The 14,232-nt window shown below is 43.0% G+C and carries 16 protein-coding genes; 1 reads left to right on the top strand and 15 read right to left on the bottom strand.

The window, feature by feature from the left end; translation table 11 throughout:
- Window positions 1-10 precede the first annotated feature (10 nt).
- From ACOQON_RS16375 to ACOQON_RS16425, 11 genes are all read right to left on the bottom strand, one after another.
- The gene (locus ACOQON_RS16375; RefSeq protein ID WP_420576502.1) at window positions 11-619 is read right to left on the bottom strand and encodes an FISUMP domain-containing protein; all 609 of its coding nucleotides are present in this window, start codon (window positions 617-619) and stop codon (window positions 11-13) included.
- 9 nt (window positions 620-628) lie between these two features.
- The gene (gene mnmD, locus ACOQON_RS16380; protein ID WP_420576503.1) at window positions 629-1,297 is read right to left on the bottom strand and encodes a tRNA (5-methylaminomethyl-2-thiouridine)(34)-methyltransferase MnmD; all 669 of its coding nucleotides are present in this window, start codon (window positions 1,295-1,297) and stop codon (window positions 629-631) included.
- Window positions 1,294-2,523, bottom strand: a complete 1,230-nt coding sequence (locus ACOQON_RS16385; RefSeq protein WP_420576504.1) for a carboxypeptidase-like regulatory domain-containing protein — start codon at window positions 2,521-2,523, stop codon at window positions 1,294-1,296. Before ACOQON_RS16385 ends, mnmD begins: the two co-directional genes overlap by 4 nt.
- Window positions 2,524-2,588: 65 nt before the next feature.
- Window positions 2,589-3,077: a 2-C-methyl-D-erythritol 2,4-cyclodiphosphate synthase gene (gene ispF, locus ACOQON_RS16390; protein ID WP_420576505.1), complete on the bottom strand. Its 489-nt coding sequence runs from the start codon at window positions 3,075-3,077 to the stop codon at window positions 2,589-2,591.
- Between the two features lie 107 nt (window positions 3,078-3,184).
- Window positions 3,185-4,045 (bottom strand): DUF4349 domain-containing protein, encoded by an 861-nt coding sequence (locus ACOQON_RS16395; protein WP_420576506.1) that lies wholly within the window; start codon window positions 4,043-4,045, stop codon window positions 3,185-3,187.
- A gap of 34 nt (window positions 4,046-4,079) precedes the next feature.
- A complete protein-coding gene (locus ACOQON_RS16400) occupies window positions 4,080-4,865 on the bottom strand; it encodes an inositol monophosphatase family protein (RefSeq protein WP_420576507.1) in 786 nt (261 codons plus the stop codon).
- A complete protein-coding gene (rsmI, locus tag ACOQON_RS16405; protein ID WP_420576508.1) occupies window positions 4,862-5,542 on the bottom strand; it encodes a 16S rRNA (cytidine(1402)-2'-O)-methyltransferase in 681 nt (226 codons plus the stop codon). The genes ACOQON_RS16400 and rsmI overlap by 4 nt, the downstream gene beginning before the upstream one ends.
- A 110-nt stretch (window positions 5,543-5,652) precedes the next feature.
- Complete coding sequence (locus ACOQON_RS16410) at window positions 5,653-5,892, bottom strand: 4a-hydroxytetrahydrobiopterin dehydratase (RefSeq protein WP_420576509.1); 240 nt, start codon at window positions 5,890-5,892, stop codon at window positions 5,653-5,655.
- Between the two features lie 12 nt (window positions 5,893-5,904).
- Window positions 5,905-6,165, bottom strand: coding sequence for a DUF493 family protein (locus tag ACOQON_RS16415; RefSeq protein WP_420576510.1), 261 nt, complete (start codon window positions 6,163-6,165; stop codon window positions 5,905-5,907).
- A gap of 87 nt (window positions 6,166-6,252) precedes the next feature.
- Complete coding sequence (locus ACOQON_RS16420) at window positions 6,253-8,085, bottom strand: peptidylprolyl isomerase (RefSeq protein WP_420576511.1); 1,833 nt, start codon at window positions 8,083-8,085, stop codon at window positions 6,253-6,255.
- A gap of 140 nt (window positions 8,086-8,225) precedes the next feature.
- Window positions 8,226-9,191 (bottom strand): bile acid:sodium symporter family protein, encoded by a 966-nt coding sequence (locus tag ACOQON_RS16425; RefSeq protein ID WP_420576512.1) that lies wholly within the window; start codon window positions 9,189-9,191, stop codon window positions 8,226-8,228.
- A gap of 25 nt (window positions 9,192-9,216) precedes the next feature.
- Here ACOQON_RS16425 and ACOQON_RS16430 point away from each other — a divergent pair, with 25 nt between their 5' ends.
- Window positions 9,217-10,992, top strand: coding sequence for an SLC13 family permease (locus ACOQON_RS16430; protein WP_420576513.1), 1,776 nt, complete (start codon window positions 9,217-9,219; stop codon window positions 10,990-10,992).
- Here the strand turns inward: ACOQON_RS16430 and ACOQON_RS16435 are convergent.
- The 4 genes from ACOQON_RS16435 to ACOQON_RS16450 all read right to left on the bottom strand — a co-directional run bounded on the left by ACOQON_RS16435 (window position 10,963) and on the right by ACOQON_RS16450 (window position 14,230).
- Window positions 10,963-11,313, bottom strand: coding sequence for a DUF202 domain-containing protein (locus tag ACOQON_RS16435; protein WP_420576514.1), 351 nt, complete (start codon window positions 11,311-11,313; stop codon window positions 10,963-10,965). The two genes, ACOQON_RS16430 and ACOQON_RS16435, sit on opposite strands and share 30 nt — an antisense overlap.
- Window positions 11,314-11,376: 63 nt before the next feature.
- Window positions 11,377-12,546: a serine hydrolase domain-containing protein gene (locus ACOQON_RS16440; protein WP_420576515.1), complete on the bottom strand. Its 1,170-nt coding sequence runs from the start codon at window positions 12,544-12,546 to the stop codon at window positions 11,377-11,379.
- An 8-nt stretch (window positions 12,547-12,554) separates the two neighbouring features.
- Complete coding sequence (locus ACOQON_RS16445) at window positions 12,555-13,367, bottom strand: hypothetical protein (RefSeq protein WP_420576516.1); 813 nt, start codon at window positions 13,365-13,367, stop codon at window positions 12,555-12,557.
- Between the two features lie 35 nt (window positions 13,368-13,402).
- On the bottom strand, window positions 13,403-14,230 hold the full coding sequence (locus ACOQON_RS16450; RefSeq protein ID WP_420576517.1) for a DUF4097 family beta strand repeat-containing protein: 828 nt from the start codon (window positions 14,228-14,230) through the stop codon (window positions 13,403-13,405).
- Window positions 14,231-14,232: the final 2 nt, after the last annotated feature.

The following is a 14,232-nucleotide window of genomic DNA, read 5'->3' on the forward strand; positions in this document are numbered from 1 at the left end:
GATATTCTAATCAGTTTGAGCTTTCAACTTTCTCAGACTCACAAACACATCGGACAGGAAAAAGTCTGAAGTCCTCTTCCTTTTTTGGTTTTAAATGATGCTTATGTGAATGGCCTACAATAGAATAAGGAGTCAGATGCATATGAAATCTTTCATCGGCGGATGCAGGATTGATGGACCAAAAATCAATGAAATTTCCTTCTCCCAAGTCTCCTCCCTCTACGCGTCCATAAGGTTTGATATTCAATACATTGGATTCAAAAATGTGGTGTTGATCCAGAAAGTCAACCCGGTACAATTTTTCATTTCCCTCCATCATTCTGGCTGTTTCAGCATCCGAAAATGATTTTGTAAAAGAATCCCATTCATTCATTGTTGGTAAGCGCCATCCTTCTGGGCAAACATTGGATAGATAACGATAGTCATAAAATCGAATCTGATCGCAATCTTTTTTACAGACCGAGCCTTCCCCTTTGAAGCGTAGATTTTCTGTCATCCAGAATAAATCACCCAACCTGGTAATTTGATACTCTTGACCGTCACGAGGATCGATTATTTGAGACTGGCTTAGCGAAAGGAAAGGAAGTAGGACAGCTAGAAAGAAAGGGATTAATTTCATGTAACCAATTTATTGATTTTTAATTCCCCGAACCATTTCCTTCTTACCCATGGCTCCTTGTAGGGTTTCAACCTCAAAGCCAGCCTCAGCCAGGTTTCGCTTAAACTGCCCTTGCGCACTATAAGTGGTTAACACTCCCCCATTTTGAAGTAAGGAATTACACTTTTTAAGATTTTCCAAGGACCAGACTTCCGGTTGCTTGCTGGGAGCGAATGCATCGAAATAAACAATGTTGAAAGGTGTTGAAGTTGAGAAGCGCTCAAGTTTAGTAGCTGTTTTATGCAGTTTGAAGTTCTTTGAAATCTCAACTTCTTTTTCCCACTCAGTTTCATGGATCTCCATCAAAAGTTGCCGTTCGTCCTCGCTTTCATAATAATTGAGGTTCTCAAAGATTTCCTTTTCAATTGGAAAAGGCTCTAATGAGGTGAAATGAATTTTTTGGTTTTGCTGCTCGGCAAATTGTGCAGTTAGAAAGGCATTTAATCCTGTACCCAGACCTACTTCTACAATTCGAATTTCATCCGCTTGATTTTGTGACAACCAATGTTCCAGACCCTCTTTGATAAATACATGCAAAGATTCTCCTCTCGCACCTCGGGTGGAGTGGTAAGTTTCGTTTAACTCTTCATCAAACAGGCTGTGGGAGCCGTCTTCCGTTGTGATGATTTTAATGCTCATTGATTGGACTGGATAAATGTCTCCCATTTTTTGGGATTGTATTCCTCTTGCGGGTTTCGGCTACTTTCTTGCTTTTCTCGTTCACCAGAGCTCACGTTCAAACCAATAATTTCTATAAAGCCATCTGCATTCTGATCCCAATTGGATAACCGCTGAAATGAACCCAAAAAATAATATTCTTCTACTTTTTTGTACTTGACAATCTCCTTTTCCCACCAGACAGGCTCTGAATTGTCTTTATAACTTCTATATGTTTTAGCCTTAAGCATGTTTACCTTATCTAAAACGGCTAAGGTCTGTACTTCCAGTACAGCATAAGTATTTGCATCTACCAAGATAGAACCGGAAAATTTTAAAGGATCAAGTGCAGTGGTGCTTCTGTGTCCGGGATTATTAATACTGAAATCAATGTATATGGTGTCCTTGCTAGTTAAGCCTCGTTCATTGAACTGAAAATCATATTTCTTGTATTTACTATTTGAAAGAAAATTATTGAATCTAACGTTAACTGCGTCAGACCAGGCCGTATGTGTCGGGAAGTCTCTTTTATAATTTCTATACCACGACACTTTTCCTGTAGTTGTATCTAGCTTTCCAATCCGACATTGATGAATTAGTCTAAAACTTTCATTTTTTCTTAGGCTATACATGCCTGAAGATTCATATCCATTGTCATCGTATTCCTCTTCGATTTTTTCCACAATGTATAATCCACCATTTTCAATTTTCACCTTCTGCCTATACAGCTTCATCTGAGTATATGGCTCTTGCGAGTAATTATCCGGAATTCGCCTGATTACTCCCTTGATCACATCTCTAGCAGTAATTCTCTCAGATTTTACTTCAATGTCTGCAAGCTGAGAAATGTCATCATTCAGCACAAACTGATATTTCTTCTTTAGTTCAGTCACTGGTAAAGTCATCGATTGGAAACCAACGCATGAAATGGTTACGATCTGATCGTCAAGTGATGATGGAAGTATGAGCGTGAAATAACCTTGATTATCTGCAGCTGTGCCATAAAGTGTCCCTCTAATACCAATATTTACGAATGGGACTCCCTGCTTACTTTGATCCAGTACTCTGCCTTTTAGAGTTAGTAACCCCTCAGCTTTCCCAGGTTCAATCAAATAATTGTAGGTGTTAGATCCTGACTTATTCCCCTGTGAATGGACAAGAAATGATTGCGCCAGAAAAACAAGTAATATCGTGATTTTGATAGGCATTTTACTTGGTGTCATCTTGAGCTCGTCGAAAGATAGACACCCTTCGAGAGCCTAAGGGTGACAATTTAGTCTTTATAAATCAGCACTGTCGCGTGAGCTGCCACCCCTTCTTCTTTTCCCACAAAGCCCAGCTTTTCCGTGGTGGTTGCTTTGATGGAAACATCATCCTGTGGAATGCCCATCACCTTAGCTAGGGTCTTTTTCATGGCCGGCACATACGGGTTAATTTTTGGCTCCTGTAGACAAATGGTAGAATCAATATTCCCTATTTTGTAGCCTTTCTCTCCAATCAACTCAACCACATTCTTTAGCAAAATCTTGCTGTCGATCCCTTTATATTTTGGGTCTTTATCAGAGAAGTGAAAGCCGATATCACGCATATTTGCAGCACCTAGCAGAGCATCACAAATCACATGGATCAAAACATCCGCATCTGAGTGACCATAAGCTCCATGAGTATGCATGATATGTATGCCGCCAAGCCAGAAGTCTACTCCTTCTGCCAGAGCGTGTACATCGTATCCGTAACCGACTCGTATGTTGGGTTTGCTCATGTGAGCAAAAGTAGAAACATTATGAATAACACCCCTATAATCCCCTCAAGGGGATAACTCCCCCTTTGAAGGGGGGTGCGAAGTAAGAAGAAGTGGCAGGGGGATGTCTATTCAGATTTCTTATGGGCTCTTACTTTTCTCACCACCCAAACTACACCAAGTGCAAGCAAACCAAATGGCCAGAGTGCCAATAGATAAACTAAGAAGGTCTGAAAGCCTTGCCATCCTGCGGACATGGCATTTAGGAGCCGTGTGCCAAACCCCGGACGCTGCTCTTGATCCAATTCATAAGGGACAAGTTCATAAAAGGAAATGTCCAATGTGCTGTAATTGATTTGATGATTCAACAACTTAAACTGTCCTTGCAGAGACTCAATCTCTGAGCGTACCTGATTCAGGTTTCGTTCCACCTCCAGGATGTCGCTGATCTTATCTGCTTTTTTCAGAATTTCCTGATATCGCTCCTCCAGCTTCTTTTTGTTTTCAATGCGCGATTGCTGGTCATAATACCGACTCGTCACATCATCGGTGTTCACCCATCGATTATCCAATTTCTTACCGTCAGTCACCTCTTTTATTAACACATCGAAGTTTTGAGGCGGCACTTTGATGCTCACATTGTAGTTGATCCGATCGTATCCTTTGTTTTCGTTTTCTGAGGAGATATAGGCATCATACTGATCAAGCAGCTTGCTGATGCGTTGATACTCTTCCTTGGTGCTTTCCACGCGGTAGGAGAGTCCACCAGTTTTGATGACTTTCTTTTCTATTTCAGGATCAGATTGATTAGATGATTTGGATGTAGAGCTATTTTGTGGCCTCCACGTTTCTTTTGATTCCCCTAAAAAATCTTCTTCTGGAACAACATCCATCAAGTCCATGTGTCCTGATTCAGCGCTTATATTTGATCCACCATTGCCACCACAGGCAGCCATGAGGAAGATCATGAGAATAGTGAGTGTTTTCATAATTGTAGATTGTACGGTTGAATCTACAATAATCCTACCAATACTTCTTAATCACATGCAATAGTTGAGAGTGAACGCCTCCACCAGCAACGATCTCCCGACCAAAAATGTAGTCATCACCCCCTTTGAAATCAGTGACTGTGCCACCCGCCTCCTTTACCAGAATAACTCCACCTGCGATATCATAGGAGTTGAGGTTATACTCGAAGTAGCCGCCATAACGACCACAGGCTACATAAGCCATATCCGCTGCAGCGCTACCCATGCGCCTGAGCCCTTGCGTTCCTTCCATTAGCTGATGCAAAATTTGTAGGTACTCATCCAGCCGTTCAAATTCGTAATATGGAAAGCCTGTAGCCAACACCGTATCTGTAAAAAATTGAGCTGAAGACACTCTGATTGGCCGCTTATTTAGATAGGCACCCCCATCTTTCCATGCATAGAAGCATTCATCGTTCGCTACTTCATAAACCACTCCTGCTATGATCTTTTCCTCATGCATCAGACCTATGCTCACGCAATAATTAGGTATTCCATGAACAAAATTTGTGGTTCCATCCAGCGGGTCGATGATCCAGGTGAATTCCTTCTGCTCCTGCTCCGTCGTTTCTTCTTCGGTGATAAACCCGGCTTCCGGAAGAATTTTTTTAAGCCCCGAGATAATCTGCTTTTCAGATTCCTTATCCACATAAGAAACCAGGTCGCTATCTCCTTTAAATTCCACCTCATCGTAGGAAAAACGTTTTCGCTCCTGTCGGATAAACCCTCCGGTCTTCAGGGCTACTGCTGCTACTTTTCCGGTGAGATTTTCAAGATTCATTTAGCTCCTTCTAATACAATGACGAATTCTCCTTTAATGGATTTGGTGCTGAAGTAAGTAAGCACTTCTTCTATTGGACCAGTCACTGTCTCTTCAAACTTCTTTGTTAACTCTCTGGAAACCGAAACGTTTCGATCCCCCAAAATATCCTTGAATTGTTGAAGGGTTTTGAGCAAACGATGCGGCGACTCATAATAGACAGCCGTCCTCGTTTCTTCCTTCATTGCTTCGATTCGCGTCTGCCTGCCTTTTTTGTGTGGCAGAAATCCCTCGAACACAAACCGTTCACACGGAAAACCGGATTTGATCAGCGCTGGAAGAAAGGCTGTGGCTCCAGGAAGTGAATCCACCGGTATCTCATGTGCGAGTGCTTCTCTTACCAAGAGAAAACCCGGATCGGATATGCCGGGTGTTCCTGCATCCGATATCTGAGCGATGGATTGCCCGCTCTTTAATCTTTCAATCGCCTCGTTGACTTTTTTATGCTCATTGTGTGCATGGAAACTTTGAGCCGGAGTTCCTATGTCGTAATGCTTGAGGAGTACCCCGGAAGTACGTGTATCTTCGGCTAAAATTAGATCTACGTTCTTCAGTACTTCTACCGCCCGGTAGGTCATGTCGGCGAGGTTACCGATAGGAGTGGGCACAAGGTATAGCTTTCCTGGTTCAACGGTCATAATGTGACTAAGATATGCAAAGATTGTCCCCTTGAGGGGACTATAGGGGTGTCAAATGCCATAAACACCCATCTAACCTCCGAAACGTCGGCCCGGCCTCAATGGAGGAATTAGTTTTTGATTAACCCATCAATCGCCTCAGCCAGTTTCTTATCCTTTTCCGTCACCACATCTCCGGCATCATGCGTATTCAGCTCAAAACTGACCGTATTGTAGACGTTGCTCCAGTTGGGGTGATGATTCATCTTTTCTGCGATGATCGCCACCTGACTCATGAAGCCAAAGGCTTCCACAAAGTCTTTAAATTCAAAGGTCTTCTTCAGCTTGTTATCTTCTTCTTTCCAACTCATAATTTTTTGATTTTATAGTGCAATGATCCCCTCAATCGTGTGGGCACGCTTATACACGTCAACTACCTCTTTGCTGGTGTTCATCTTTTGATTGAGTGTAATACTCACATATTTATTCCCGGAGCTGGGCTTGAGCTTCACATCTGCATCTGGCAGCAATGCCTCCACCTGCGCCTGATGTTCAGGCTTTACGATGAACTTAAAGGTATAATTATCAGGGAACTGATGCGCACCCTCCAGCTTTTCCAAAAATGCTTTTTCGTCCCAGCTCATTGGTTCAATTTAGTTTTCAATCTATACTATAAAAAAAGCCATCCCGATATAGTTCGGAATGGCTTGAACAGATTTGTTTTTTCTTCTTTAGAAGAACTTGTATCTCATATCTTCAATCTCTGCGAATTCTTTCACCGCTTCGTCAATCTTTCTAGGAACGAAAAGCCTGAAGTATGAAAGCGGGAAGTCCGCCACCATTGCACTTTGTCCCAGTCGCTGACGAGATACCTGCAAGGCAAATGATGAATAATCATCTATGTCTGCAGGAATATCCTTAGCGGTCAATTTCACTATGATTACCCCATCCTGAATGGCGAATGCCCGGGTCATCTCTTCTTCATTTAATGCAAATGAAAGACCTATGGCCTCAGGAGCATATCCAACTCCGGTGATACTATTTGAAAACAGCTGGAAGTCTGCAGTTCCTGTTTTTGCTCCCTCGCCGTATGCCGTCGCATATGCTTCTACACCTGTAGCATCTATTCCGTTCAAATTGCCTATGATTGATGCTGCTTTCTTTTCGTTTCTTACTTTTCGCTCCACCTGGTTTCTCACTTCCTCCAGATTAGCTACACCCTCTTCCTGCTCGGCCGTCATCGCGGCAACCACATATTTTTCACCTACTTCTTTTACTTCTGAAACTGCGCCGGTCTTCGCATCATTGTATAGCCAAAGCACAAGCGTTCTTGCTTCGATAATTTGACCCACGCGCTGCGCATTCTTACCGATTCGGTTAGCCGTTCTCACATCCAATCCTTGCTCCTCAGCAAGTCTTGTGAATTCTTCCAGGTTTCCTGCAGAAGCTGCGAAAAGGTCAGCTTGTCTGTATACCTCGTTAATCGTTTCATCAGAAACGAAAAATTCCTTTTTCATTTTAGCCACTCGGTAAAGCACACTGTCAGGAGCAGGCTCATCCTTTCTGGAAAGCTTATAAAACTCGTAAGATCCATTCACGATTGCTGGCTCAGATACAAAACCCATTTCCTGACCTTGAAGAACTGCCGGTAGGTTATCATCAGTGTACGTGATGAATGGATATGGATCATCAGAGTTGATAGTCACAAAGCTAGAGTCGTTGTTAGCGTTAGCTAATGACTGCTTCAAATCCATCACCTCATCCGCTACTATGGCTGAGTCTGCAGCTGAAGGAACAACGTCGAAAACCACATAGTCCATGCTTCTTGTTTCCTCGCGTTGAAACTCAGACTCATGATCGTCAAGATACGCCTGAAGCTCACTATCCGTAACGCTAATGGCAGAATCTGAAACGCTTAGGAATGGTACGTACATGTAATCAATTGTCGCATTTGCATTTTGATTTACATATTCGTCCTTCGCCTCGTACTTCGTCACATAGTTGGTCTTTGTGAAAAGGTTTGCATATTTCTCAAGCTTTCGGCTTGGGATTAGCGATTGCTCGAATGCGATCCATGAATTTCTTTGCTGCGGTGGAGCCTGCTGAAGGCTGCCAAGGAAAGCAGTAATATTTTCCTTCTGAAACTGGCCGGTATTTGGATCTGCAAAAAACTGCATGATCTGAGGGCTGATGTTGCTGCCCTGCACCATGTCTACCAACTCATTGTTAGTTACGACTATACCAAGTTCATCAAACTGCTTTTCATATACTTTTTCTAAAATCAATGCATTCCATGCCTGATTTCTAATTTGATCTGTCTCTTCCTGCAAAGGATTTCTGCCGGTATTGATAGCAAAGTTGTAAGACAGCTCGTCTACTTTATTTTGAAACTGAGTATTGGAAATAGTCTCTCCGGCCATCTCTCCGATATCCGGGTTTTCACCTCCACCTAAAAATGAAGCGTTTCCAATCAAATCCGTGCCAATGAAAGCGACCATTGTGACCATGATTGCTCCCACCACGATCTTACCCATCTTGTTTCTCAGTGTTCCTATTAGTGCCATGTTATTCTAAATGCTCTTTTAATAAGGTCGGCAAAAATAAGGAAATAATTTGCTATTGGCTATTCAGCGAACCAATTCAAAAAATTATTCGCAAATGAGGTTAAAGGACTGATAATCAGCGAAAGAATAAGATGCAAATCTTATGGTTTGGTTTCTGAAACTTCTGCTGTCGTCAAAGCGTCCGAACGGCTCCAGAAATAGGCCAGACTAAGTCCGGAGAGAATGTGCCAAATACCCCACCAGGCAGCCACAATCGCCATCCCCCCTAATCCTTCAAAAAACCCAAAGATAAGTATCAGGCCCAGCCCCGAGTTTTGGATTCCTGTTTCTATGGCAATAGAGCGTCGATCCTGTGATTCAAGTCCAAATAGTGCCCCCAGTTTATAACCGGCAAGCAAAGCAACCGCATTGTGTGCGAGTACCAGCAACACTACCAAGTGGATGTAGGACAGAAACAGATCAAAATTGGCACTGAAAGCCATGATCACAATCGCCACAAAAATGGCAATGGAGCTGTAATGCATGACAGGATGCAGCCGGTCTGCAATCGCAGGTTTCCACTTTCGAAGCAACATTCCCAAAATGATTGGGATCAATAAAAGCATTGTGATGGTTTTCAACAGTTGCCAGAAATCAAGACTCACTTCTGTGAGAATTTCAGCTGTGGGTGCATACATACTCCCCCAGAATGCAATATTTATGGGTGTCATCACGATGGCCAATGTGCTGGAAACAGCCGTGAGGCTAACAGAAAGTGCCGTGTTTCCTCTTGCCATGGCCGTCATGAAGTTGGAAATATTTCCTCCTGGACAGGCGGCCACCAGCATCATTCCAAGTGCAAAGCTGGGCCTTGGTTGGATAATAAGAACCAGTAAAAAAGTGAGTGCAGGCAACACGATAAACTGGGACAGCATGCCCGCCAGAGCAGCTTTTGGTTTTTGGATTACCCGGACAAAATCCGCAATCCTCAGATTTATAGCTACACCAAACATGATGAACCCCAGGCTAAGATTCAGATAGAAAAGATTAGCCTCACTAAAGTTTAAAGTAACCCCATCAATTGCCTCCATGCTAGCAGGCAATATAGTGAGATTCCATTTTTTCAAAACCTGCTATTTGTATATTTAGACTATGACAATAGACATGTGGATCACCGTAGGGGTTATTCTGCTGGCATTGGTGCTTTTTGTCACGGAACGATTTTCTGTAGATGTAATAGGAATTGGGATACTGGTACTTCTTGTATTTTCTGGTGTCATTTCGCCCGAACAAGGAGTCATGGGATTTGCTAACTCCGCCACACTGACGGTCGCTGCTATGTTTGTCTTAAGTGATGCGCTGCTAAAAACCGGTATTATTAGTCGCATCGCACCCTGGTTTGGTGATCTGCTTCGTAAAGGCTACAAAAAAAGTGTATTGATCCTTTCCACCGGGGTAGGCGGCATATCTGCATTTGTAAATAATACGCCTGTAGTTGCGACTTTTATTCCCATTGTTTCCAATGCGGCTAAAAGTCAAAAAATGTCTCCGGCGCGCTACCTGATACCGCTTTCTTTTGGAGCAATTCTCGGGGGCACCTGCACATTGATAGGAACTTCAACCAACCTGCTGGTCAGTGGTATCGCAAAAGATGAAGGCCTTGAAGGATTTTTCATGTTTGATCTGGCACCATTGGGCTTGGTCTTCTTTGCTGTTGGAATCGTCTACTTAATGCTTTTCGGGAAAAAACTTATTCCTGAACGAGAGATGAATCAAAAAGCACGCGATGAAAAAATCTCAGATTATCTCTGTGAAATCATTGTCACTGACGCATTGGAAGATGATGAAAGAAGCCTGAGCGACTATTTTGAAAAAGAGCGGGTCATTGAAATTCAACGAGGAGATGAATCCCTGAAAGACCCAACTCCGGATTTCAAATTGCAGGAAAACGATGTGCTCCTGGTGGAAGGCAGCATGGATCGAATCAATAAAATTCTTCAGTCAGATAAGTTCGACATTCACGATGAGCACACAGGGAAGATCTTCCCTCAAGAAGGTACATCGCTGATTGAAATTGTCATTTTACCCAACTCTCCGATGGCCGAAAAGAAACTGAAACAGATCGATTTTTTACGAAAGTACCAGTCGCGCATTCTGGCAATCAGACAAAGAGGCAGGGAGTCTTTTTCAGACCTGGATGATATCCGATTGATGCCCGGAGATATATTGCTTTTGCAGACCAATGAAGAAGGGTATCGCCTCTTAAACACAAATGAGGAGAATGACAGAACCTCTTTTCTATCTATGCGTGCAGAGTGGGTCCCTTCGGTTGATAAAAATAAGCTCGTAATTGTGCTGGGCACCCTATTAGCAGTTATTCTGCTGGCAACATTCAATGTTACCTCCATTATGATTGCTGCCTTCGCAGGAATTGTCTTTCTAAACGTCACGAATGTCATCACCATGAATGATGCCTACCGTGCGATCGACTGGCAGGTCATTTTTCTGCTTGCCGGGGCGCTGAGTATGGGAGCTGCTATGAATGAGAGCGGGCTTTCTTCATTGATTGGTGAATTTCTAACAGAGGAAGTTGGTAAAAACCTGGGGCCTATGGCCGTCATTTCTGCCATCTATCTCACGACCTCCATTCTTACAGAAATCATTTCCAATAATGCGGCGGCTGCTCTTTTGGCACCTGTGGCAATTTCAATAGCCGCTGCAATGGATGTAAACCCAACACCACTATTGATGACCATTGCGTTTGCAGGAAGTTCCAGTTTCATTACACCGGTAGGCTACCAGACGAATACCATGGTATACAGTGCAGGACCCTATAAATATGCAGACTTTGCCAAAGTAGGGCTCCCGCTCAAGCTTTTATTTTGGGCTATTGCCTCGTTACTCATTCCTGTTTTTTACCCGCTCTGAATCTTCAAATTCTTTCATTGAATCATCGTAAAATCTAGTGAGCTTTTTGCGCAGAGCAAGAAAGCGTATAACCCCAAAAATGACCATCACTCCACTGATAATGAATAAGACATACCCTATCCAATTCAACTTTGTGAAGGTTTCCAGCGTGATGAAAGCAATACCAGCCAAAACGAGGTAGATGGCCGTTCGAATCACGGCATAAAGTGTACGTTGGTTGGCCATGGTAGTGCGCTCCAGGGCCAGGTAATCACGCAGGATAATTTTCTCCTTATTCTTGTAATCTTGCACAATTCGCGGCAGCTTGATCCTCTTTTTCATGCCAATAAATAAACAAAAAAACCCGCAATGCTGTTGTGGGATTCATTATTTACAAAGAGCTGTTTACAGCTTGCTAGTCAATTCCACAAAATCGGGAAAGAAATCTGTCTGATAATTAAAGCCATTAGGATCCGCACACCTTACAGCCACAATTTCTTTTTCAGGAATTACAACAAGGTAGTTTCCACGAAAGCCATCAGCATAGTAGGCCACAATATCATCTGAATATATCCGCTTACTTGAATATTTCCCGCCAACATTATTTTCATCGAGCTGATTACCCCATGTTTCCCCTAAGAGAAGCTCCATCTCATTGTAATAGGAATGCTTATCGGAAAACACTTTATCAACTATCGGCAAAACTTTATCAATTAAATCAGAAGACGCCCCTCGTTCACGCCATGTTTGTATGAGTTCCTCATCAATAACTCTTTTTTCATAAGCAGGCAGTCGCCACCATAATAATCCCCAAATAGGAAGTTGAGTTTGTCCTGGTTGAAATGACTCTTCTACCCATTCTTCTGGTAGTATTCGAGTACCTTCATACTTCCCTCCATTGAGCATCAGAGTTCCAAACTTCAACAAGTCGCTTGGCTTTATGATAAACGCCCCATGTGCAGTAGGATTCCCTGCTCTGTCCCTTATCCATGAGACGTCTTTAATATCCATTGGATCAAAAAAATACTTTTCAAAGAACTCATCCATCCTTAAACCAGATGCCGCCTCAATTACTCCTCCTAATAGAGCCACTGCTTTGTTATTGTATGAAACCTCTTGGCCAGGTTTGTTTTCTAGTTCAGCGGCAAGAGCTAGCTTAATAATGTTGTCGACTTTATAATCTGGTGCAGGCTCAAGTTCTACACTTGCATTGGGATGATTTTGTAAACCAGAAGTATGGTTCAAAAGCATACGAACCGTAATGAACTTCTTATTTCCTTGTTCCCACTCTGGGTATAATGAATAAACTGGCTGATCAAGTGAATCAAGAAATCCTTCCATGAGCAACATGCCTATTCCAAGGCTCGTCAAAGATTTTCCTGCGGATGCTATATATACAGGTGAGTCTTTGCCCTTTTTAACAATCACATTGTCACTCTTTTTAATAATCAGAGCATCTGAATTTGATTGTTCTGCTTTCTCAATAATCTGATCAAGAACAGATTGATCCAGTTGCTGCCCCCACCCATTAAGTTGGGCTAGGAACAGGAACCAGATCAGATAAAATTTTGACAATTTCACTCTTACTTCTTGCGGATAATAATATCTCCGTTCATGTTTTTGAAGGTGTATTCCGGTCCTCCTCCGTTGATGTCTCCGTACACCCAGGAGTTGATGGAAACTTTGTACTCCCCATCATCGGATTTTACCTGCGGCTTTGATCGGTCCATGGTCATATCAAAGTCTGTAAAAATCTCGCCACGATCCGAGCGCATTTTTGCACGTGCCTTCACGGAGGCTGGAAGGGTAACATCCACGTTTCCATTGAGGGTGACAAAGGACATGGGCTCGTTTGGTTTCACAGATTTTAGGTTAACGATGATTGCTCCATTCACTGTATTGGTGACAATAGACCCACTCATGTCTATGAGCGTGACAGGCCCGTTAACAGATGAAATTTCATGATAGCCATTCAAGCCTGTAACCTCCACTTTTCCGTGCACGGTAGATACTTCCAGATCAAAATTGGCCGGCACTTTAATATTCAGGTTGATGGGTTTTTTCCAGGAATTCGTTTCGATCTCCACACGATTATTGTTCTCAGATGCTTCCAGCTCAATCGGGCTGGAAGATATCCGCTTCATCCCGGCAGGAGCGTTGCGGCTTTCTCCATGATCGTGATCACAGTCATCGCAATCGTCTTTTCCGGCAGTCGCCTGGATGATCACTTCTTTTCCATTGTACGCTTCGATGATAATATCACCTCGCACCTGGCCCACTTCCAGTTTTCCCTTTTTGTCAGGAGAGCTAAGCGGCACGGCTATCTGCTCGTTGAAATCCTGCGCCCAGACACTTGCCGCGGCTCCCAGGAATAATATGATTAATAACTTTTTCATGTCTTTAAATTTATTTTTCTATTCTTTTTCTTGCTTCAGTCTGCTCTCTTCAAATACACATTGCCATTGATGCTGCGGAAGGATAGCTCGGGTCCACCGGAACCGATCTCCACTCCAGCCTTGGTGCCAATTTTAAACTTTCCATTCTTTTCACTCTTCTCTACTTTCGGACTCATTTTTTTATAGTCAAAAGAGGTGTACAGGTAGCCATTCATGCTGTTGAAGTAAACCTGCGCACTGAAATTATCCGGTAGTTCAAAGTTGAAGTCTCCATTCACCGTATTGAAGTCGATCGGATCTTTCGGACTCTCCAGAAAGTTGATATTCACGTCTCCATTGACCGTTGAAGCCTGGAGCACCCTGCGGGCATTTTTTATATCTACTTTCCCATTCACATTGCCGACTTTCACGGGTCCGTCAATGTTTTCTACCCGAACATCTCCGTGATCTATGGTTTTAGCCTCCAGCTTCACATCCTTCGGTACCTTGATTTTGTATTGATATTTGAAGTCATACTTTGGATGGTCCCGCATGTCATAACCCGAATTATTTCCCCATCGACATCTTTTGATGAATGGTGCCTTGGTAAAGAACATCAGTGAGTCAGCCGTCACGCGTTCACCAAGCTCAAGTTCATTTTTCGCTTTTTCCAGTAAAGCATCTGAGTTTGCCGACATTTCGATGGTGAGTGAGAGATAGACCTTATTGTCTTCTGATTTTTCCACCACCACATCACCGTGTATGTTGCTGATCACGACTGCCATTTGACTGGGGTTTGCGAGTTCATATGTTTTGTTGATCACCACTTTGTCCTCCTTGAGATCCGGGTTGATCAGTGTTAATAGTATTAGTAATAATTGCATTA

It is taken from the genome of Ekhidna sp. (assembly GCF_965221965.1).
Taxonomy (GTDB): Bacteria; Bacteroidota; Bacteroidia; order Cytophagales; family Cyclobacteriaceae; genus Ekhidna.